The organism is Flavobacterium endoglycinae, assembly GCF_017352115.1.
Lineage (GTDB): Bacteria > Bacteroidota > Bacteroidia > Flavobacteriales > Flavobacteriaceae > Flavobacterium > Flavobacterium endoglycinae.
This window is the reverse complement of the sequence record NZ_CP071448.1, coordinates 4,570,302-4,593,339: the sequence shown is the minus strand read 5'-3', so window position 1 is coordinate 4,593,339 and position 23,038 is coordinate 4,570,302. Positions and strand designations below refer to the sequence as shown.

Genomic DNA, 23,038 nt, shown 5'->3' with positions numbered 1-23,038 from the left:
AAAAGAAATAATGTTCAAAATATTTATACAAAGACCAGTACTGGCAACTGTAATCTCCATTTTGCTGGTGATTCTAGGTGTGCTGGGTTTAACTAAACTGCCTTTACAACAGTTTCCTGATATTGCGCCTCCATCGGTTTTGGTAACGGCGGTATATCCTGGAGCGAATGCAGAAACGGTTTTACGTTCTGTGGCTCCTTCTCTAGAAGAATCTATAAATGGTGTAGAAAACATGACTTACATGAGTTCTACCGCGAGTAACGATGGTAGTTTGGCCATTACTGTTTTCTTCAAACTAGGAACAGATGCGGATCAAGCTGCAGTAAACGTACAAAACCGAGTTGCACAAGCAACAAGTCAATTGCCAGCAGAGGTTGTACAACAAGGTATTATCACGGCGAAACAGCAAAACAGTTTCATCATGGCGATTGGTATGTACACTGATGATGAAGCAAAATACGATCAGACTTTTGTGGCTAACTATGCGCAGATTAATATTATTCCAGAATTAAAACGTATTCCTGGAGTGGGTTCTGCCAGTATTTTTGGTGGTGTAAAAGATTACTCTATGCGTGTTTGGCTGAATCCAACACAAATGTCAACTTACAAAGTAACACCAAATGAAGTAATGGCTGCCATTCAGGACAAAAGTTTGGAAGCTGCACCAGGTAAATTTGGTGAAAGAAGTAAAGAAGTTTTTGAATACGTAATTAAATACAAAGGTAAACTTACTAAACCTGAAGATTATGAAAATATTGCTATACGTTCTAATGCAGATGGTTCAGTACTTCGCTTAAAAGATGTAGCGAGAGTTGAATTGGGTGCTTATTCATACAACAGTTTAACTCGTTTAAATGGTAAAAAAGGAATTGTAATTGGGGTAATTCAGTTAGCTGGATCAAACTCAAATGATATTCAGATTGCGATTAATAAAATGATGGAAAAAGCTTCTAAAGATTTTCCAACAGGTATTAAACACAATATATTCTATAGTACAAAAGTATCTTTAGACCAATCAATCGAACAGGTTGAACATACCTTACTGGAAGCTTTTATATTAGTTTTCATCGTGGTATTTATCTTCCTGCAAGATTTTAGATCAACATTAATTCCGGCTATTGCTGTACCTGTAGCAATTTTAGGAACGTTCTTCTTCATGCAGTTATTCGGATTCTCGATAAACCTTCTAACACTTTTCGCATTAATTCTGGCGATTGGTATTGTGGTAGATGACGCGATTGTGGTAGTCGAGGCCGTGCATGCGAAAATGGAGCACAAACATTTGTCTCCAAAAATCGCCACGCATGAAGCAATGCACGAAATAACGGGTGCTATTATCTCGATTACGCTGGTAATGGCTGCTGTATTCCTGCCGGTTGGTTTTATGGAAGGTTCTACGGGAGTTTTCTATCGTCAGTTTGCCTTTACGATGGCAATTGCAATTGTAATTTCGGCTGTTAATGCCTTGACTTTGAGTCCAGCTCTTGCGGCTTTGTTCTTAAAAGACAATCATGGAGCGCATGATACAAATGCATCTCATGAGAAAAAAGGATTTAAAGAAAAATTCTTTACCGCTTTCAACAGCAGTTTTGAATCACTAACAAATCGTTATGTTGGCGGAATAAAATTCTTAATCAGAAAAAAATGGTTGAGTTTAGGCGGATTGGCTTTAATTACTGTAGCAACAGTTTTATTAGTAAAAACAACTCCTGCAGGATTTATTCCAACAGAAGATCAAGGATTTATTGCCATTGCGGTTAATACACCATCAGGAACATCTCTAGACGGAACTCAAAAAGTAATGACTGAGGCTGAAAATACATTAAGAGGTTTAGATGCTTCACGATTTGTAACAGCGATTTCTGGTTTCAACTTATTGACAAATTCAACAAGTCCATCTTCTGCGGTAGTTTTCGTATTGCTGAAACCAAACGAAGAACGTGGAGAAGTTAAAAATATTGACGAAATCATGAATCAGGTTCGTGGTAAACTAGGCTCTATTTCAGGCGGAAGTTTCTTCGTATTCAGTTTCCCAACTGTTCCTGGATTTAGTAACGTTGAGGCTTTAGATTTAGTTCTTCAGGATAAAACGGGAGGAAAACTGGATAAATTCAGTGGTATTTCTCAAAACTTCATTGGAGAGCTTATGAAACGTCCAGAAATTGCAGTTGCCTTTACTTCTTTCAAAGCTGATTATCCTCAGTTACAATTAGAAGTAAACGACGAAAAAGCGAATCAGTTAGGTGTAAATGTAAAAGACATTTTACAAACGATGCAGGCTTATTTTGGTAGCGCGCAGGCATCAGACTTCAACCGATTTGGTAAATATTATCGTGTGGTTGTTCAAGCCGATATTGCCGACAGAGCAGATCCAACAGCAATTGACCGTGTATTCGTGAAAAATAAAACTGGCGAAATGGTGCCGATAAATACTTTAGTGAAACTAACTCGTATTTATGGTTCTGAAACCGCTTCTAGATATAATTTATTTAATTCAATTTCTATTAATGCCATTCCGAAACCTGGATTTAGTTCTGGAGATGCCATTAAAGCAATTGAAGAAGTAGCAGCACAACAATTACCTGCAGGTTACGGGTTTGAATTCTCGGGCCAAACTCGTGAGGAGATTTCTTCTGGAGGGCAGTCAGCGACAATTTTCTTACTGTGTTTAATATTTGTTTATTTCTTACTTGCTGCACAGTATGAGAGCTATATCCTGCCTTTAGCTGTAATCTTATCAATCCCTGCAGGTATTTTTGGAGTATTTGTTGCCATTGGTTTCACAGGAATCGAAAACAACATTTATGTACAAGTTGCCCTTGTCATGCTGATTGGACTTCTGGCCAAAAATGCCATTTTGATTGTGGAGTTTGCGGTACAAAAACGAAAATCAGGTATGGCATTAGTAAGAGCTTCAATAGATGCTGCCAAATTACGTCTGCGACCAATTATCATGACGTCTCTAGCCTTTATCGTTGGTTTAGTACCCATGATGAGTGCCAAAGGACCATCGGCGCAGGGAAATCACTCAATCAGTATTGGAGCTGCGGGTGGAATGATTTCAGGAGTAATTTTAGGATTATTTATTATTCCTGTATTGTTCATCGTATTCCAATATTTACAAGAAAAATTCAGTGGTAAACCAATCGCTGTCATTCACAACGAAGAAAAATAAATATGGAAAACTATATAACGACAATCCTTGTTGCCATCTTATTTGGCATCGGATATATATCATACAGAATCACGAAGGATCTTGAAACCAAAAAAGATATTTGTACAGAGATTTAAAAATATATTTTAACACATAGAGACATAGAATCATATGCCTAAAAAAGAGAGAAGAAACTAGTTTCCACATATAACTATGTGCATTAAAATTAGTGAAACACCTTTTTTAAATCTTCAAAAAACTATGTTTCTATGGGTTGAAAAAAAATTACACCCAAAGTCAATGGGTACAGAAATCTAATAAAAAGACAATGAAAAATTATATAACCAAATTCGTGACCTTCGCCATTCTGATCACGACTTTAATATCCTGTAAAGTTTCAAAGGATATTGAAACTCCAAAAGATGCATTTCCTGAAAATTTCAGGAATGCATCGGTTTCGAGTGATACAACCAGTATTGCCGATATCGAGTGGAAAAACTTCTTTACAGAAAAAGATATTGTTACGTTAATCGACAGCGCGGTTGCCCGAAATAATGATCTGCTTATTGCACAAAAAAACATCGAAATTGCGCAGTACAGATTTACACAATCGAAATGGGGAAATGTTCCTCAGGTTAATTTATTTGTAAATGCTAATACAAGCAATCCTTCTGACAATAGTTTTACAGGAATGAACTTGAATCAGGCTTTAGGTGCTAAACATATTGATGATTATTCTGCTGGAGCTTCACTTTCTTGGGAGGCTGATATTTGGGGAAAGATCAGAAACCAAAAGAAAGGAGCTTACGCAGGATATCTTCAATCTGCAGAAGTTAAAAAAGCATTGCAGACGAATATTGTAGCGAATGTTTCAAGAGGTTATTACAATCTTTTGATGCTGGACGCTCAGCTGAAAATTGCACAGCAAAACCTAAAATTAAATGACAGCACAACGAATATTATCAAATTGAAATATGATGCTGGTCAGGTAACCACTTTAGCAATTCAGCAGTCTGAAGCACAAAAATTAAACTCAGAGCAATTGATTCCGTTATTGGAACAAAATATTGCTATTCAGGAAAATGCTTTAAGTGTTTTAACCGGTTCATTTCCGAATTCAAAACAAAGAACCGTTCTTTTAAATTCAATAGAAATTAAAAGCAATCCAGCCATTGGAATTCCGTCTTCATTAGTAAGCAGAAGACCAGACGTAAAAAGTGCTGAATTAGCTCTTAAAGTAGCCAACGCCAATGTCGGTATCACAAAAGCGGATTTATACCCAGCTCTTAGAATTACGGCTCAAGGCGGTTTGAACTCTTTCGAAACGAGCAGCTGGTTCAATATTCCAGCTTCTCTATTCGGAACTGTTGCAGGTGGTTTAACACAACCAATCTTAAACAACAAAAGAGTGAGAACGCAGTATAATATCGCTGTCGCGGAAAGAGAAAAAGCGGTTTTAGCTTTTAGACAAACTGTTTTAGTGGCTGTAAGCGAAGTTTCTGATGCTTTAGTAAAAGTAGAAAAACTACAGCAGCAAGAAACGTTCTTAAAAGAAAAAGTAAAAACATTACAGCAAGCAATTAAAAACTCGAACTTGTTATTCAAAAACGGATTAGCAGAATATCTTGAAGTTTTAACTGCTCAAGCGAATCTTTTACAAAGCGAATTAGAACTTGCTGACTTAAAAAGACAGCAACTAACAGCCAATACAGATTTGTACCGCGCTCTAGGCGGAGGTTGGAAATAATATAATACCCGTTACCCGTTAATTATTTATTTTTTGAGATGAAAACGCTGTGAGACCTTTTGGTTTCATGGCGTTTTTTTTGCAATAAGGCACTAAGGCTCAAAGTTTATTTTAATTTCTCTCGCTCCCGATAGTTATCGAGATTACAGATTAAGCAAATTCATTCTCATTTTATGTCTTCCTGAGCGGAGTCGAAAGATCGCATGCTAAATCCATACAGTACTTTTTACTTTGTATGTCCTTCGACTTCGCTCAGGAGGACAAATCTTTGTAATTTTTTGTGTGCGATTTCTCGTTGCTCGAAATGACAAACTTTATGCTTATTTCTTTATTTTTGGAAAAAAACTTTGCGCCTTAGCGCCTTCGTGGCAAAACCTCAAAACAAATGACTTTCAATAAAGAAACCTATCTCAGCAATCTAAAACAAACTATTGAAAGTTATTATCCTATTTCTGAAAATTCATGGAAACTAATCGAAAACATCACCAGTTTTCAAACGCTTAAAAAAGGAGAAACATTATTACAAAATGGAGAAATTGCTAAAAATGTTCATTTTATTGCAAAAGGAGTTTTACGAGCATTTATAACAGATGAAGAAGGTAATTTCTATAACAAAAACCTTTTTCTCGAAAATTATTTAGCTGGTTCGAAGGTTTCATTAATGCTTCAGACACCTTCCAATTTTACTATTGAAGCTTTAGAAGATTCTATTGTAATCAACATAAATTACAAAAAATATATTCAAGCTATTAACGAAAATGACGACCTCAAAAACTTCTATATCGCTCATTTAGAAAGGCATTGGATTATAGAAAAAGAGCAAAGAGAAGTTGCGCTGGTTATGCAGAATGCAACTGAAAGATATGTCACACTTTTAAGGAAACATCCAGACATTGCAGATCGTGTTCCGTTACTGCATATTGCATCGCATTTAGGCATTACTCCTACACAATTAAGCCGAATCAGAAAAAGTTTGGAAAAAGATTTGTAAATCAACATATGTAAAGGTTTTTTCAGGAAGCTCATTTTATCTTTGCGTTAGATTTAAAATCTATTCCGAAAAAATGAAAAATACAGATCTTATAAAAGACAATATTGACAATCTCACCACACTTTGGAGAACTGCCGCTGCACCTCTCCTTTCGTATCATAAAAATGATCCTTTTCAATTCAGCCAGATAAAAAATTCAGGCTGGCCGAATAGATTATGGTTCGGAGAAGATATTACAGAAGAAAATCTGCCGCAGATTCTTGAAATTATAGAACAAAATCCAGGTTTGGTAATTCCGTATTGGGATATTTTTGGAAGCAATTCCAATGAAATATTTGAAAAAAATGGGTTTGAAATACGAAATCAACTTGTTGCAATGGCTTTAAAACTGGAAGAAAGATTTGTTCTTCGAAATATTCTTTCTTTTAAAAGAGTTTTAAATGAAGAAGATGCCATAACGTGGTCTGATATTTATCCGTTATCTTTTAACTACGTAATCAGTAAAGAAACAATCGTCCATAATTACGAAAACACTAAATTTTATCTGGTTCATTACGACGAAAAACCAATAGGAACTCTCAACCTTTTTCAAACGGGAAATGTTATGGGAATTCATGGCGTTGGTGTAATTCCTGAAATGCGTAAAAGAGGTTTCGCCGAAGAAATCATGAAGTTTGCCATCAACGAAGCCATTGATGCTGATTGCAATTATGCACAATTACAAGCTTCTCCGCTAGGAAAAAACATTTATACAAGGTTGGGTTTTGAAGATTTGTTTTTAATTAAGAATTACTTTTTGTAATAAATTTCAATTTTTAAATTCCAAATTCCAATTATCCTCATTTTATGTCCTTCTGAGCGAAGTCGAAGGATCGCATGCTGAATCAGTGCAGTGTGTCATCACCGAACGTTTCCTTCGACTTCGCTCAGGAAGACAAACTGTTGTGATTACTTTAGCAAGAAGGTAATTCATCACAACCAACCAACCAACCAACCAACCAACAACCAACAATTGTCCCAAATGCCCCTAAAATAGTCGTAAATGTGTATTTCAGTAAAGGAAAACATTATTAGATTTGTAATACATTAACTAATAACCTTTTAAACAAATACCCAATGAAAACAACGAAAATTATTTTCTGGACTACTACAATCCTTATTTTTTTATTTGAAGGCGTGATGCCGGCTTTAACTTCTCAAACTGAATTAGCAAAAGAAGGAATCAAGCATTTGGGATATCCGGAATATTTTGGAAATGCTTTAGTCGTATTTAAAATTCTGGGCGTTTTAGCTTTAATTATCCCACAAGTACCTGCACGCATTAAAGAATGGGCTTATGCCGGATTTGCTTTCGATTTTATTTTTGCTTCAATAAGTCATTTTGCAGTAGACGGAATTGATTTTCAAGGTTTCTTCCCTTTAATCGTATTTGCCATTTTAATTGTATCGTATGTAACCTATCATAAAATACAGCGTTATAAAAATATAGCGCTCTAAAAAACAAAACTTTATGATTGAAGTTTTTAAAACAAATGTTCAAGAAGAATGGCAATGTAAAATGATCATTGAAATGCTTCTTGAACATTTCCCAAATAGTTCGATTAACTTCGATCTCGAAGACTGCGACAAAATTCTGCGTGTTCATGCTTCATCCATCTGCAATACTACTATTATTGAGCTTTTAAATTCGCATGGTTATCATTGCGAAGTGCTTTTATAAAATCATAATTTATTGATTTACAAATTTTTAAAAATAAAATTGTAATTTTAGAATACTAATTTTAAATCACTGAAAATGAATATACCAGCAGAACATCAAACCATAATGCCTTATTTGATTTTACAAGGTGCATCAAAATTTATCGATTTTACCAAAAAGGTTTTTGGCGCAACTGAAACTAATACCAAATCGCTGCGTACAGACGGAAGTATCATGCATGCCGAGGTTACTTTAAATGGAAGCACTATAATGATAACCGATGAAATAACCGACTGGGCAAAACAAACCGCAAATTTGTTTGTATATGTACCCAATGCTGATGAAACGTATCAAAAAGCGATCGAAAACGGAGCCAGTTCGCTAATGGGTTTAAGCGATCAAGATTATGGCAGAACTTGCGGCGTTACAGATCCGTTTGGCAATGTCTGGTGGATTACTTCTGTAAAATAAAAAACTTAAAATCAATGATATGAAAGCTGAAATCCAAAAAAATATTGTTGACACATTTCGAAAATTACATACCATACTTTCTAAATTTTCTGAAAACGAGTTAAATTTAGTTCCGTATCATGGAAGCTGGACTGCAGGTCAGGTTACACAGCATATTATTCTTGCCTGTTCTGGCTATCCTGAACTATTTGCAGGCGAAACAGAAAAATCAACTAGAAAACCAGATGAAAAGTAAAAGATATTGAAGGCTTATTTTTAAACTTCAGCATAAAAATGGACTCTCCTGTTTTCTTGATTCCTGAAAAAAAAGAGTACGATAAAGAAAAACTGAATTCAAAATTGTTGAAAATAGAATCTGAATTATTAGATTCTGCAGAAAAATATGATCTAACTTTGATTCCGCTTAATTTTCAATTACCTGGATTTGAAAAATTCACTATTTACGAATGGATTAGTTTTGCACTCATACATACACAAAGGCATACGAATCAATTGAATAGTATTTTTCAATACATCACCAAATTATAATCGTTTATGAAATCAAAATTCGAAACTATTTTATTATCAGGTTTAACAGCTGGAACACTCGATATTCTGGCAGCAGTTTTGGTTTATTCGGTTTTATTAAAACAAACATCGGCAGTAAAAATTCTTCAGTCAATTGCAAGTGCCGTTTTTAGACAAGAAGCTTATGAAGGTGGTCCAAAAATGGCTTTTTACGGATTATTGTTTCATTATATAATAGCTTTAATCTTTGCTTTTATTTATTTAAAACTATATCCGTACTTCTCTTTTCTGAAAAAACACGTATTTATTTCAGCAGTCATTTACGGCATTTTTGTGTGGCTTGTTATGAATTTGGTCGTTCTGCCAATTGCTTTTCCTAAACTTCCTCCAAAACAATTTGATTTTCAATTACTTCTTTCGGTTTTTATTTTAATAGTCTGTATAGGTTTTCCAATTGCTTTTATAACCAAGAAATTTTACATCAGACAAGAACAACTCAAAAATATTTAAGTTTCAAACCTGAATCTAAATAAAAAAGCGAAATCAAGATGTATACTGATTTCGCTTTCTTTTATTTGTATAACTACTACAATCTAAACTCTCGATCTTCCGCTTATTAATGAGATAATAAATAAAACCAAAAATATAAAGAATAAGATTTTTGCGATACTAGCGGCTCCAGCGGCAATTCCTCCAAAACCAAAAATTCCGGCTACTATAGCCAAAATTATAAAAGTGACTGTCCAACGTAACATAATATTAAATTTTAAGTTAGAAATATGACTTTTTTAAAAGTCTGACTTGTTTGTATCTCAAAGTTCTAATTTGTATACAGATAACTTTAACTCAAAAACACTGTTTTTTATCCCAATCAATTACAAATAACATTTTTTAGTTAAGGTTTTTAGAATTCTAATTTTAACGTTATACAATTCCCATCCAGAAGCTTTAGAGTTAATTTTTTGATCGATTGGATTAATTCTCGCTTGATTATGAAAGTAATTTTAGACAAAATTTACAAGCCATATGGAATTAGCCACTACTCAGGAAAACATTACAGCAATAAAACACGGAGTAATTTTAGAAAAATCAGATCGAAGTTTCGAAGAATTAGGCGTACTAAATCCTGCTGTTTATCAGGATGGAAATACGGTGCATATGTTTTACAGAGCCGCTAAAAGAGGAAATTTTTCAACTATTGGATACTGCAGATTTGAAGGACCAAAAACTTTAGTAGAACGCAGCCCGGAACCAATTTTTATACCTGAATATATTTATGAAATTCATGGTGTTGAAGATCCAAGGATTACTAAAATAGACGATACTTTTTATTTGACCTATGTTACGTATGATGGTATCAATGCGTGCGGTGCTTTAGCTGTATCGAAAGATTTGAAAAAATTTAAAAAGAAAGGCATTATTACTCCGAAATTTATTTTGCATGAATTTACCAATCTGATTCGTAAACATTTGCAAAATCCGAGTGTTGCAAAAATTCTGGCTTTTAATACCGAAAGAAATTATCCTCTAACCGAAACCATAAAAGAGAATTTATTTGTCTGGGATAAAAATGTAGTTCTTTTTCCGAAGAAAATTAACGGAAAATTTGTAGCGCTGCATCGACTATTCCCTTCTATTCAAATTGTTTCATTTGAAAAGAAAAGTGAATTAACGGTTGATTTCTGGAAAGAGTACATGAAAAATCTGCCAGATTATATCATTATGGAGCCCAAATACGATCATGAAACAAGTCATATTGGTCCTGGAGCTCCGCCAATAGAAACTGCAGATGGCTGGCTGATTATTTATCATGCTGCAGAACGACGTGAAAAAGGTTTAGTTTATCATGCCTGCGCCGCTTTATTAGATCTTAATGATCCTTCTAAAGTAATTGCAAGATTAAAAAAACCAATTATTACTCCAGCCGAACATTACGAAAGACACGGTTATGTAAATTATGTTGTGTTCCCAACAGGAACAGCCATTTTTGATGACCAATTATATATTTATTACGGTGCCGCCGATGATAAGATTGCGGTGGCTTCTTTGAACCTTAACGACTTATTAACTGAAATAAAACAGAATCCCCATGAAGACGATATCAAATAAATCGAAAATAGTTTTTCTTTCTACTTTTCCTCCAACTCAATGCGGCATTGCAACTTATACGCAGGACACTATAAAAGGTATTACTGATGTTTTTGGTAAATCTATAACTTGTGAAATTTGCGAATTGGTAGACAAACCAAAAGAAAATAAAACACAAGCGTATATTTTAAATACCAAAAACCGAGAAGAATATGCACAGGTTGCGGAAGAAATCAATAAAGATGAAAACGTAAAACTGGTTCATATTCAGCATGAATTTGGTTTATTTAGCGGGAATTATGGAGATCATCTGCTTGACTTTTTAAATACTATTAAAAAGCCGGTAACTTATACATTCCACAGTGTCATCCCAAACCCAAATAACGAATTAAAAACGTTTGTACAATTGCTTTTAAGCTACAGTAATTCGGTTTTTGTAATGACAAATCAGTCAAAAGAAATTTTGATGAGAGATTACGAAATTCAAGATGAAGTAATTACAACTGTGCCACACGGAACTCATATTGTAATTTACGAAAAACCAGAAGATGCAAAAGCAAAATACGGTATTCAAGATCGAATTGTATTATCCACTTTCGGACTTTTGGGCGAAGGTAAAAACATTGAAACCGGGCTTCATGCATTGGCAAAAATTGTCGAAAAAGAACCAAATGTATTATACTTAATCATTGGCAGAACCCACCCAAATTTAATTATTGATGGTGTCGATGCTTATCGTGATAAACTAGAAGCAATTGTTGAGGAGTTACATCTACAAAACAATGTACGTTTCATTAATCAATATTTAGAAACAGAAGAACTTTTAGATTACCTAAAAGCAACTGATATCTACATGTTTACATCAAAAGATCCAAATCAGGCAGTAAGCGGCACTTTTGCTTATGCTATGAGTTGTGCTTGTCCGATGGTAGCATCAAAAATTCCACACACTAAAGAAGTATTGACTTCAGACTGCGGTATTTTAGTAGATATTGGAAATGTAGATCAATTTGCAGAAGCAGCTTTACAATTAATTTCTGATGAAAATCTACGATATGAAATGGCTATTAACGCCTTATCTAAAATGAGAGCCTCATCTTGGGAAAATGCGGGATTAACCCACATGAATACCTATAAAAAATTAATGGAAAACACGCCTGAAATTAAATATACATATCCGGATATACAATTACGCCACATCAAAAAATTAACTACTGATCTTGGAATTATTCAATTCAGCAAAATTTCAATTCCAGATCTGGAATCAGGATACACATTAGATGATAATGCACGTGCTTTAATTGCATTCTGTATGCATTACAAATTAACGCGTGATAAAGACGATCTTCCATACATTTTGATTTATCTGGATTTCATCGAAAGATGTCAAAGACCAAAAGGTGATTTCATCAATTATGTCGATCAGGAAAATCGTGAACACATTGAACAAAATGCCGAAGTTAATTTAGAAGATTCAAATGCTAGAGCTATCTGGGCTTTAGGAACTGTGGTTGCAAACTCAGATATCCTTCCTGATAATATTTCGAAAAAAGCATCAAAATGCTTATTAGATTCTTTGAAATGGGCAGAAAATATTCAATCGCCGCGTTCAATTGGTTTTGCAACAAAAGGTCTGTATTTGTACCACAGCACAATTCCAAATTTATACGTTGCAGCGATTATCAATAAACTAAACGCAAAATTATTGGCTAACTACGAAGACACTGCTACAGAAGACTGGCAATGGTTTGAAAATTATTTAACGTATGGAAACGGAATTTTACCAGAATCTATGCTTTATGCTTATTTAATCACCAACAAACCAGTGTATAAAAAAGTGGCATTAGATTCACTGGATTTCTTACTATCAAAAACATTTGTTGATGGCAACTTTAAAGCCATTTCAAACCAAAGCTGGTATCATAAAGATGCACAACCAGCAGAATATGGAGAACAGCCAATAGATGTTACGTATACGATTCAAACTTTAAATGCTTTCTATAACGCATTTAAAACTCCTGAATATAGAAAGAAAATGAAAATTGCCTTTAATTGGTTTTTAGGTAAAAACCATTTAAACCAGATTATGTACAATCCGGTGAGCGGAGGTGGTTATGACGGGCTTGAAAAAGAAAATGTAAATTTAAATCAAGGTGCAGAATCAACAGTTTGTTATTTGACCGCCAGATTATTAATGGAAAATTTCGCTTTATCAGAGTCTAAAGTTATTCCCTTAGTTAAAACCCGAAGTGGTGTCGCTATAAACTCATAATAGAATTCAAAAAAAAGCTGACCAAAATTCTATTACAACCCAGAAAATCCCTTTCTCAATGAAAGGGATTTTTTGTTTTTGCATGTGACATAACGCGAATCCCTCGTAATTATTGCCTTCAAATGAAAATTATATAAGCATCCTCAAAAGTTTTGTAAAACTTTTTAACAAGTATTAAGGTAACTTTCATATATAATTCCAAAACAGGAAAAAATTGTTAAAGTATTGATTACAAATCTATTTCACAACCTAAAATAAAAACATTTTGATTCTCAGCTTAAAAAATACATTCACACAAATTGGTGATGCAACTATGTTTGCAAAGCGGTTTTTTAAGGAGGTTTTTATTCCTCCTTATGAGGCAAAAGAGTTTTTGAAACAATGTTATATCATTGGTTACAAATCCCTTCCGCTCGTAGCCATAACTGGTTTTATTATGGGATTGGTTTTGACCTTACAATCACGACCAACTCTGGTAAAATTTGGTGCCGAAAGCTGGCTTCCTGGAATGGTAGCACTTTCATTAATTAGAGAAATTGCTCCCGTAATTACAGCTTTGATCTGTGCCGGAAAAATTTCGTCTGGAATTGGTGCCGAATTAGGTTCAATGAAAGTAACCGAACAGATTGATGCCATGGAAGTTTCGGCTATAAATCCTTATAATTATTTAGTCGTAACCAGAATTCTGGCTTGTACCTTAATGGTTCCCATTTTAGTGTTTTTCGCAGATGCAATTGGCATTGTAGGCGGTTATATGGGAATTAACATTCATGGAGATGTCAACTTCTATCGATATCTCAATCAAATTATTCAGTCATTGGAATTTCTAGATGTAATTCCTGCTACGATAAAAACCTTCTTTTTTGGCTATTTCATTGGAATGATTGGCTGTTATAAAGGATTTACCGCTTCGAATGGAACTGAAAGTGTTGGACGCGCTGCAAACTCTGCCGTAGTTACAGCCTCTTTAAGCATATTTATTATTGATATGGTAGCCGTACAGATAACCGATTTATTTTTTTAAAATGATAAAGGAAAAGAAAAATACCGAGTCAAAACCAAAAGAAAAAAATCAAAAGCCGATTATTGAAATCAAAGATCTGCACAAAACTTTTGGCGATAATGCTATTTTAAAAGGCGTTAATCTAACCGTAAACAGAGGCGAAGATTTAGTCATTTTAGGGCGCTCAGGTTCAGGAAAATCGGTTACCATAAAATGTATTGTTGGCTTAATAGAACCAGACAAAGGCGAGATAAAAGTATTTGATGAAAATGTACTCAATCTTGATAAAAATGAGCTGAATAAAATCAGAGTCAAAATAGGATTCTTATTTCAAAGCGCTGCCTTATATGATTCGATGTCGGTTCGAGAAAATCTAGCCTTTACACTAAAAGCCCACAGAAGAGATTTAAATGCCGAAGAAGTTGAAAAAGAAGTTAAAGAAGCACTTGAAAATGTAGGTTTAGAAGAAGCTATCGATAAAATGCCATCAGAACTTTCTGGAGGAATGCGTAAGCGAATTGGTCTTGCGAGAACATTAATCCTAAAACCCGAAATTATTTTATACGATGAGCCTACAACAGGACTTGACACTATTACATCAAGAGAAATCAGCCAGTTGATTCTGGACATTAAACACAAACAAAAAACATCATCTATAATCATTACACACGATATGGCCTGCGCCAAAATGACGGCTGACCGCATTATGGTTTTAAAAGACGGAGCCATTCATGCGGAAGGAACTTATGAAGAACTGGAGAAAGACGAAGACGAATGGGTTCGTTCATTTTTTGAATAAAAGCAAAGCAAAATAAAATAGTAGAAATCATGGAAAAAGAATCTGGATATACCTGGAAATTAGGAATGTTTGTATCAGTTGGGCTATTACTTTTTATAATGGCCATTTACTTTATCGGAAAACAAAAAAACCTATTTGGCTCGACATTCCACATTAACTCAAAATTTAAAACTGTAAGCGGACTGGAAGTGGGAAACAATGTTCGTTTTTCAGGAATCAATATTGGTACCGTCGAAGCCATCCGATTGATAAACGATTCTTCGGTAGTGGTTTCAATGGTCATAAAAGATGAAGTACGCAAATTCATTAAAACAGATGCCCGTGCCAGCATTGGATCTGATGGTTTAATGGGCGACAAAGTGCTTACAATCACGCCGGGAGTAAAATCGACAAAAGTCGTTGAAGACAATGGCGCCATAGCCTCAATTGATGGAATAGAAATGAACGATATTATGAAAAGCGTTAAGAAAAGCGTGGATAATATTGGGGTTATTTCTGATGAAATTGCCATTTTCAGCCACAGTATGAACAATGGAAACGGCGCATTGGCAAGATTGGTACGCGATGATAAAATGGCAAACAGTGTTTCTAATACCTTAACTAACTTAGAAAGCGGTACAAAAGGTTTCAGCGAAAATATGGAAGCTGCAAAAAGTAATTTCCTGCTTAGAGGGTACTTCAAGAAAAAAGAGAAGGAAAAAGCAAAAAAGCAGAAGGAAATAAAAGAGAAAAAAGAAGAACAGCAAAAAGAGGCTGAGAAAGAAAAAGAAAAGCAAGCCAAAGAAGAAAAGGAAAGACTTGAGAAAGAGCAGAAAGCTAAAGAAGAAAAAGAAAAGCAGGAAAAAGAGAAGCTAGAAAAACAGCAGAAGGAGTCTGAAAAGAAACAATAAAAAGATATACGCCATGAAAGCCTCATTTAAAAATATAAGCCTGAAAATCCTTAAATGGACAGGAATAGTAATAGCAGGAATCCTGTTATTACTTTTTGTGCTTCCATTACTATTCCCCGGAAAAATTGCTTCTGAAGTAAAAAAAATAGCAAATGAGAGGCTCGACACGAAAATGGAATTTTCAAAATCAAAGCTTTCGTTCTTTACCCATTTTCCTTCTTTGACCGTTTCACTTGACGATCTATCGCTTACAGGTTCGGCACCTTTTGGAAACGATACATTGCTGCGGGCAGATCAAGTTGCATTTGGGATTAACCTCAAACGACTGATTTTTGACAATGAAGTTAAAATCAATAAATTATATGTTTCTGATGCCTTAATCAATGTAATGGTCAACGAAAAAGGTCAGGCCAATTACAACATTTATGTTGCACCAGAAGACCGAAAAGAAAAAAAAGATCCCAATGCACCCGAAGAAGGAACTGCCATTAAATTGGAAAGAATCGATTTAGAAAACTGTCATGTAAAATACAATGATCGTTCGGCTAAAATTTTGGTCGATGCCAAAGGTTTTAATTACATCGGAAAAGGAAATTTAAGCGAAGACATTTTTGACCTCAATACCGATGCAAAAATAGACACACTTGATTTCTATTACAACAGAACCGCTTATCTTCGAAAAAAACAAGTTCACGCCGATTTAATTACCCGAATTAATACTCATGCGCTTTCGTTTATTCTTCAAAAAAATGAATTACAGATCAACAAACTGCCTTTAACTTTTACTGGTTTATTTACGATTTTACGAGATGGTTATAAAATCAATATCAAAGCCGCTTCCGAAAACACAACCGTAAAAGATTTATTATCCGTTATGCCTCCGGAATATTTAACCTGGCTGGATAAAACGGAAGTTTCGGGACGAAGTGATCTCGTACTTTCTTTTAGAGGAGATTACAATGTGGCCAAAAAACTAAAACCAAATTTAGCCTTCAATTTAAAAATTGGCGACGGAGCCGTAAATTATAAAGATGCTCCTGTTCCTCTAACCGATTTCCAAATGGATTTAAATGCCCTGCTGCCTTCACTCGACACAGAGCAGTTAATGATTAACCTAAGAACGCTCCGTTTTAAAGTTGGCGAAAAAGATTATTTCAATGCCTATTTACGAAGCAAAGGTCTTAGCGAAATGAATCTGGATGCCAGCGTAAAAGGCGCTCTCGATCTTGCTGTAGTTGATGCTGCACTAGGCTTAAATACTGTAGATGTAAAAGGAATTTTAAAAACTGATATTAAAGCAAAAGGACTTTTCAGCACTTCAAAGAAACTATTTCCTAAAACAATCGGCGGTATTTCATTGCGAAACGGCTGGCTGAAAACCAAATATTATCCAAACCCAATTACCAATATCACCTTTGTAGCCAATGCGCTTAACAAAGCCGGAACTTACGAAGATTTAATTGTAGCTGTCGCACCAGCTTCTTTCACTTTTGAAGGAAATCCAGTATATGTAAATGCAGCCTTATCTGATTTTAGTGATCTAGCTTATAATGCCAAAATAAAAGGCGAATTAAATGTTGGCCGAATCTATCAAGTGTTTTCACAAAAAGGACTTGATGTAACGGGGTATGCCAAAGCCGATCTTTCACTCAAAGGCAAACAAAGCTATGCTACAAACGGACAATACAATAAATTAGACAATCGCGGAACAATTCTGCTCAAAAATATAAAAGCAACATCAGAATTATTTCCGAAACCTTTTTTCATTAAGCAGGGAAATTTCCGTTTTCAAAATGAAAAAATGTGGTTTGAAAAATTCAATGCTACTTACGGAAAATCTGATTTCGACATCAATGGATATCTTTTAAATACCATTAATTATTTTCTCGAATCGCACGGAACGCTGAGCGGGAATTTCAATATGAAATCCAAACTCATTAATGTAGATGAGTTTATGGCTTTGGAAAAAGGCGAAAACAAAGACCGAAAAATTGAAGTCGAATACGCCAAAGAAGATCATCCAAAAATGAGCGGTGTGGTCATGATACCAAAAAACTTAAATGTTTCGCTTACCGCAAATGCTGACAAAGTCGAATACAACGGACTTGCTCTAAACAAACTTTCGGGAAAAGTGGGAATCGCAAAAGGCGGTTTTTATTTAGAAAATACCACTTTAAACATTATTGACTGTATTTTAGGAATTAATGCTTCTTATAAAGATGAATCGCCTACAACAGCACATTTTGATGCACATTTTACCGCTAAAGATTTCAGCGTACAGCGCGCTTATAAAGAAATTCCAATGTTTCATGACATGGTAACCGCTGCCGAAAAAGCACAAGGAATCATTTCGGTCGATTATAATATCAAAGGGGATTTAAACGGAAATATGGGTCCTATCTACGAATCGCTTGAAGGAGGCGGAACGATTAATCTTCGTGATGTAAAAATCAAAGGATTAAAATTATTTGAAGGTTTAAGCTCTAAAACAGGACAAAAAGGTTTAGATGATCCTAACATGAAAGGAATTGAAATCAAATCAAATATTGACAACAATCTTATTCATGTTGAACCTTTTACCTTCAGCGTAGCAAGTTTTAGACCTACCATAAAAGGAACCACGAGTTTTGATGGACTTTTGGATATGAGAGTTCGATTAGGACTTCCTCCTTTCGGAATTGTTGGTTTTCCAATCGTAGTAACGGGAACACATCAAGATCCAAAAATCAAAATATTCAGTAAAACCGGCCAGAAAATAATGGGTTCAGTTTACGATGAAAAAAATAATAAAGTAGTTAAAAAGGAAAAAGTGAGCAAACGCAAATCTTAATTTACAATGCTATGAAAAAGAAAACACAAAATGGGGGCAGTGCATTTGAAAAATTCGCAACAAAGGTTTGTAAAGCTGCCGGAAGCACACCGGCATTTATCGGAGCATTTTTACTTGTCGTTGGATGGGCAATTTCGGGTCCTTTATTCAATTATTCAGAAACCTGGCAATTAGTAATTAATACTGGAACCACTATTATCACGTTTTTAATGGTTTTCCTGATTCAAAAAGCACAGAATAAAGATTCATTGGCAATTCAGTTAAAATTAAACGAATTAGTCGCTTCAAATGAACGCTCCAGCAACAGTCTGGTTGATATTGAAAATATGACTGAAGAAGAAATGATTATCATTCAGAAATATTACCATCGTTTAAGCGAACTCGCCAAAAAAGACGAAAGTATTCGAACCTCCCACTCGATTGCCGAGGCACACTCTCAGCATGAGTATAAAGATAAAAACCGAACTAAACATCGTACTACACGAACTAAAACTGAAAAATGAAACTACGCTCTACAGAAACATTCTGGCCATTAATCAGCGCCATGAATATTAGCTATCCCTCTATAGACTCTAATGTCGATACCGAAATATTAATAATCGGAGGCGGTATTACCGGGGCTTTGGCTGCCTATAAATTAATTAATGAAGGAAAAAAAGTGGTACTGGTTGATCGTCGCGACGTATGTAACGGAAGTACTGCTGCAAGTACTGCTTTACTTCAATACGAAGTCGATGTACCACTGCACGAATTAATTAAACTGAGAGGTGAAAGATGTGCTGTAGACAGTTTCCGAAACGGAAAAAAAGCAATATTCGATATCCGCCAGATTATTGATGAAGTAAAAAGCAATTGTGGGTTTGAATTTAAAAAAAGCATTTATTTTACTTCCTATAAAAAAGATATTCCGTTTTTAAAAAATGAATTTAAAGCTAGAAAACAGCATGATTTTGACGTAAGCTGGATGAATAAGTACGATCTCGAAAAGCTAGGTTTAAAAGCCATTGCTGCCATAGAATCGAAAACGGCCGCTGTTATGGATCCGTTTAGACTGGCAAATGATATCCTTAAATACTGTCAGGAAAAAGGCATGCTTATTTTTGATAGAACAAATGTGACTTCTATTCAAACACAAAAAGGAAAATCTGTTGCTCACACCGAAAATAAATTTACAATTACGGCAAATCATATCATACATTGCAGTGGTTACGAAAGCACAGAAACACTGGAAGAAAAAGTAGTTGATTTAAAAAGCACCTATGCTGTTGCCTCAGAATCTCTTGAGGAAATACCCGAAATCTTAAAAAATGCCATTATCTGGGATACTTCTTCTCCTTACTTTTATTACCGCACAACTGCCGACAACCGAATTATTATGGGAGGCGGCGACGAAGATTTTAGAGATACTAATAAACGAGATAAATTAATTCCGAAGAAAGAAAGTTTTTTGATGCGTCAGTTTAAGAGACGTTTTCCTGATTTTAATTTCAAACTGGATTATTCCTGGGCAGGAACTTTCGGCGAAACCAAAGACGGACTTCCCTATTTCGGAAAACCAAATCCTAAGAAAAATGAACATTACATTCTAGGCTTTGGAGGAAACGGAATCACTTTCAGCGTTATGGGAATCAATTCGATTTTAGATTCCATTAATAATAAAAAGAATTTGGATTTGGAATATTACCGCTTCGGAAGGTGATTTTTTAAAGATGCTAAGATTCTAAGGTTCTGAGATACTAAGAAAAAAACTCAGAATCTTAGTATCTCAGAACCTTAGAACCTTTTTTAAGAAACAACCAACTCCATCTGAATATTACATCTCTTGTACGGAGTTTCCAAACCATAGACTTTCTCAAAGCCTAATTTGTAATATAAGTTTATAGCAGGTTTTAAGATTGTATTGCTTTCTAAATAAATTTTCTTGGCCCCTAATTCTCTCGCCGAATTAACAATTGCCTGTCCTAAAAGCCAGCCGATACTTTTGCCCTGTGCTTTTGGCGAAACCGCCATTTTAGCCATTTCATAATCGTATTCAGGATTGTTCATTTTTATCAAGGCACAAACACCAACAGGTTCATTTTGGTACAAAGCCACAAAAATTTTTCCACCTTTATTTAGGATGTATTCATCAGGATTATCAAGCGCTTTATAGTCGGCTTCTTCCATTTCAAAATAAGTAGAAATCCATTCGACATTTAACGATCTAAAAGCTTCGTGATATTCAGGTTTATATTCTACAATTTCTACCTTCTGGCTTTCTCGCTGTTTTTTCTGTTCGTTTACTCTTTTTAGCAATGATTTTTGCTGCAGTAAAAAATCCCATTCTTCAAGCGCCGCCCATAAATTGTGTTTCGCTTCCGAAATAATCCCTTCAATTGCTTTGTCAACATCTTGTAATTGCAGCTGAACATTCTTCCATATCAAAAGTCCCTTTTCTGATAAAACAACGTTATTTTTACGTTTATCATCTGTTTTTAAACTTTCCTGCACCAATCCTGCAACGGTCATTTCTTGAATAATTTTACTCACAGATGGCTGCGAATGTCCAATTTCGTTTGCAATTTCGGTAATGGTAATTTCTCTTTCTTCTGCCAGCGTATAAAATACAGGAAACCACTTCGGCATAAAATCCACACCATACAACTCGTATATTTTAGCAGCATCATCGGTAACAACAGCTGTCATCAAACGCAAACGGCTCCCCAAAGCCGCTTTCCCCACTTTATCAAAAAACTCCATAAATAATTAATTATATAACTAGTTATGCAAATGTATAAAAAAAATCTTTTTTGCAAAATATTTTGAGACAAAGGTTCAAAGGCTTCAAAGATGCAAAGTAGTTAAACCTCTATAACTTTTGCATCTTTGAACCTTTGCAACTATATATTATGCTGTAATAGCTAACGGATTTAAATTAAACTTGTATTCTTTAGGACTGCAGTTGAATTTTTGTTTGAAAATTTTAGAAAAATAACTTCTGCTCGTAAATCCAATGCAATACACGATTTCAGAAATATTTAAATCTGAAGTTCTAATAAGGATTTCGGCTTTTAAAACGCGCATATGGGTAATGTAATCATTTACCGTTCTATCATGAATCATTTTAAAACCTTCTTGAAGTTTATTTGGAGATAAACCTGATTTTTTGCTTAATGATTTAATTGTAAATGGTTCTTCCGGATTTGCTTTTATAGCTTCTGAAAGTTCTTTGATTTCTTCCATTTCTTTTAAAGACAAGCAGTTGGTTTCTTTTGAAAAAGCTTTTAAATCATCTGAATGCTGTTGGATTTCCATTGCCAGAATAATTCTTAGAATACCTTCTTTTAAAAGATTTCTAACAATTCCGGTTTGATTTACAGCATTAAGCTGTTCTATTTTTTCTCCTATTTTCAAATTGTACGACCCTGCATAAAAGAATTCTTCTTCAGGATTTTCTTGAAAAAAAGTATCCCTTACCATTTGGTTTAGTGAATTTGCCTGATTTACTTCTGGCTGGCTTCCCACAATAATTAAAGTAAATTTTGTCTTTTTATCTTTTTCAAAAAACAAATTATTTTCCTTCGCTGATTTTGAAGTTACAATTGCAGTCTGGAATGTCTTTAATTTTCTGACTTCTGCCGCAACACCAAAACTATGCGACAAATTACCTTTTGAACAATATGCAAAATAAATTGGTGCCGATTTTCCGTTTGTGATATCCATTCGAATATCAGCCGAAAATGTCATATCAAACTGCACATATGAAATATTATCGTTGAAAGAAGCTCCCATAATAGAGCCTTTAACTAAATTGTTGTTAACTTCGAGTGTATATTCGTCAACGTCACAAGTTACTTTTCCGCCGAAGTTAGTACTCAATTCTCTAAAAAGATTTTGAATTTTGTCTGTATGTAAGGTAACTATTTTCATGTCGTCTAAATTTAAATTGGTAATTTTAAATAAACTCTTAAATAAGCCGTTGTATTGGCTTGAAAAGCTGACTCCAAAGTTCGCCCAAAGACAGACCAAAAATGTTATATAATTTTCGGCAATTGTTTTATAATTACTAATTAATGATTATTTTAACTCAAACAAATTATTTCTTAATTCAATAAAATGAAAAGCTTTTCCTTTTCTCCTATCAGCTCACCTAATTCTAATATCCTGATTTTAGGAACAATGCCTGGAACAAAATCATTAGAACTCAATCAATATTATGGACACTGCCAGAATAACTTCTGGAAATTTTTATTTACCATTTTTAATGAAGACTTTTCAACTGATTATGAAATTAGAAAAAAACTTCTGCTAAAAAATAATGTTGCCTTATGGGATGTGCTTCAATATTGTGATCGTGTGGGAAGTCTGGACAGTGCCATCAAAAATGAAATTGCCAACGATTTTGAAACGTTCCTTAAAAACCATCCTAATATTAAAACGATTTTATTCAACGGACAAAAGGCGGCTGCTTTCTTTAAAAAATATGTTCATTTACAAAAAGAGTATAATTTGATTACTTTACCCTCTACAAGTCCTGCAAATGCCAGCAAAACGTATCAATCAAAATTAGAAGAATGGAAAATCATTCGCTCATTGTACTAATTCGTT

At 34.5% G+C, this 23,038-nt stretch carries 22 protein-coding genes; 19 read left to right on the top strand and 3 right to left on the bottom strand.

Going from position 1 to position 23,038, the window contains the following annotated elements; translation table 11 throughout:
• The first annotated feature begins 10 nt into the window (after positions 1-10).
• From J0383_RS20125 to J0383_RS20085, 10 genes are all read left to right on the top strand, one after another.
• Complete coding sequence (locus J0383_RS20125) at positions 11-3,175, top strand: efflux RND transporter permease subunit (RefSeq protein ID WP_207295737.1); 3,165 nt, start codon at positions 11-13, stop codon at positions 3,173-3,175.
• A gap of 307 nt (positions 3,176-3,482) precedes the next feature.
• Complete coding sequence (locus J0383_RS20120; protein ID WP_207295736.1) at positions 3,483-4,901, top strand: TolC family protein; 1,419 nt, start codon at positions 3,483-3,485, stop codon at positions 4,899-4,901.
• Between the two features lie 385 nt (positions 4,902-5,286).
• Positions 5,287-5,892, top strand: coding sequence for a Crp/Fnr family transcriptional regulator (locus tag J0383_RS20115; RefSeq protein ID WP_207295735.1), 606 nt, complete (start codon positions 5,287-5,289; stop codon positions 5,890-5,892).
• 73 nt (positions 5,893-5,965) lie between these two features.
• Positions 5,966-6,694 (top strand): GNAT family N-acetyltransferase, encoded by a 729-nt coding sequence (locus tag J0383_RS20110; RefSeq protein ID WP_207295734.1) that lies wholly within the window; start codon positions 5,966-5,968, stop codon positions 6,692-6,694.
• Between the two features lie 314 nt (positions 6,695-7,008).
• Complete coding sequence (locus J0383_RS20105; protein ID WP_207295733.1) at positions 7,009-7,389, top strand: DoxX family protein; 381 nt, start codon at positions 7,009-7,011, stop codon at positions 7,387-7,389.
• Between the two features lie 13 nt (positions 7,390-7,402).
• Entirely contained in the window at positions 7,403-7,612 is a 210-nt protein-coding gene (locus J0383_RS20100; RefSeq protein WP_207295732.1) for a hypothetical protein, read from the top strand.
• A gap of 75 nt (positions 7,613-7,687) precedes the next feature.
• Positions 7,688-8,062 carry a VOC family protein gene (locus tag J0383_RS20095; RefSeq protein WP_207295731.1) on the top strand — a complete coding sequence of 125 codons (375 nt, stop codon included), beginning with the start codon at positions 7,688-7,690 and terminating at the stop codon, positions 8,060-8,062.
• Between the two features lie 19 nt (positions 8,063-8,081).
• Positions 8,082-8,297 carry a hypothetical protein gene (locus J0383_RS23740; protein WP_239023115.1) on the top strand — a complete coding sequence of 72 codons (216 nt, stop codon included), beginning with the start codon at positions 8,082-8,084 and terminating at the stop codon, positions 8,295-8,297.
• Between the two features lie 38 nt (positions 8,298-8,335).
• Positions 8,336-8,590, top strand: coding sequence for a DinB family protein (locus J0383_RS23735; RefSeq protein ID WP_239023114.1), 255 nt, complete (start codon positions 8,336-8,338; stop codon positions 8,588-8,590).
• A gap of 6 nt (positions 8,591-8,596) precedes the next feature.
• A complete protein-coding gene (locus J0383_RS20085; RefSeq protein WP_207295730.1) occupies positions 8,597-9,079 on the top strand; it encodes a DUF1440 domain-containing protein in 483 nt (160 codons plus the stop codon).
• Between the two features lie 83 nt (positions 9,080-9,162).
• On the opposite strand, the gene J0383_RS20080 is transcribed toward J0383_RS20085, so the two are convergent.
• A complete protein-coding gene (locus J0383_RS20080; protein ID WP_071638579.1) occupies positions 9,163-9,324 on the bottom strand; it encodes a DUF1328 domain-containing protein in 162 nt (53 codons plus the stop codon).
• A gap of 271 nt (positions 9,325-9,595) precedes the next feature.
• Here J0383_RS20080 and J0383_RS20075 point away from each other — a divergent pair, with 271 nt between their 5' ends.
• The 8 genes from J0383_RS20075 (at position 9,596) to J0383_RS20040 (ending at position 20,150) form a co-directional block, all read left to right on the top strand.
• On the top strand, positions 9,596-10,678 hold the full coding sequence (locus J0383_RS20075; protein WP_207295729.1) for a glycoside hydrolase family 130 protein: 1,083 nt from the start codon (positions 9,596-9,598) through the stop codon (positions 10,676-10,678).
• A complete protein-coding gene (locus J0383_RS20070; RefSeq protein WP_207295728.1) occupies positions 10,659-12,929 on the top strand; it encodes a glycosyltransferase in 2,271 nt (756 codons plus the stop codon). The genes J0383_RS20075 and J0383_RS20070 overlap by 20 nt, the downstream gene beginning before the upstream one ends.
• 265 nt (positions 12,930-13,194) lie before the next feature.
• The gene (locus J0383_RS20065; protein WP_207295727.1) at positions 13,195-13,953 is read left to right on the top strand and encodes an MlaE family ABC transporter permease; all 759 of its coding nucleotides are present in this window, start codon (positions 13,195-13,197) and stop codon (positions 13,951-13,953) included.
• 1 nt (position 13,954) lies between these two features.
• Entirely contained in the window at positions 13,955-14,731 is a 777-nt protein-coding gene (locus J0383_RS20060; RefSeq protein WP_207295726.1) for an ABC transporter ATP-binding protein, read from the top strand.
• Positions 14,732-14,760: 29 nt separating this feature from the next.
• On the top strand, positions 14,761-15,621 hold the full coding sequence (locus J0383_RS20055) for an MlaD family protein (RefSeq protein ID WP_207295725.1): 861 nt from the start codon (positions 14,761-14,763) through the stop codon (positions 15,619-15,621).
• A 13-nt stretch (positions 15,622-15,634) separates the two neighbouring features.
• On the top strand, positions 15,635-18,451 hold the full coding sequence (locus J0383_RS20050) for an AsmA family protein (RefSeq protein WP_207295724.1): 2,817 nt from the start codon (positions 15,635-15,637) through the stop codon (positions 18,449-18,451).
• A gap of 11 nt (positions 18,452-18,462) precedes the next feature.
• Entirely contained in the window at positions 18,463-18,954 is a 492-nt protein-coding gene (locus J0383_RS20045; protein ID WP_207295723.1) for a low affinity iron permease family protein, read from the top strand.
• On the top strand, positions 18,951-20,150 hold the full coding sequence (locus tag J0383_RS20040) for an NAD(P)/FAD-dependent oxidoreductase (RefSeq protein WP_207295722.1): 1,200 nt from the start codon (positions 18,951-18,953) through the stop codon (positions 20,148-20,150). The genes J0383_RS20045 and J0383_RS20040 overlap by 4 nt, the downstream gene beginning before the upstream one ends.
• Before the next feature lie 86 nt (positions 20,151-20,236).
• Here J0383_RS20040 and J0383_RS20035 read toward each other — a convergent pair whose 3' ends face one another.
• Together J0383_RS20035 and J0383_RS20030 are read right to left on the bottom strand one after the other, a co-directional pair.
• Positions 20,237-21,190, bottom strand: a complete 954-nt coding sequence (locus J0383_RS20035) for a bifunctional helix-turn-helix transcriptional regulator/GNAT family N-acetyltransferase (RefSeq protein WP_207295721.1) — start codon at positions 21,188-21,190, stop codon at positions 20,237-20,239.
• A 147-nt stretch (positions 21,191-21,337) separates the two neighbouring features.
• A complete protein-coding gene (locus J0383_RS20030) occupies positions 21,338-22,360 on the bottom strand; it encodes a helix-turn-helix domain-containing protein (RefSeq protein WP_207295720.1) in 1,023 nt (340 codons plus the stop codon).
• 186 nt (positions 22,361-22,546) lie between these two features.
• Here J0383_RS20030 and J0383_RS20025 point away from each other — a divergent pair, with 186 nt between their 5' ends.
• The gene (locus tag J0383_RS20025) at positions 22,547-23,032 is read left to right on the top strand and encodes a DNA-deoxyinosine glycosylase (protein WP_207295719.1); all 486 of its coding nucleotides are present in this window, start codon (positions 22,547-22,549) and stop codon (positions 23,030-23,032) included.
• Positions 23,033-23,038: the final 6 nt, after the last annotated feature.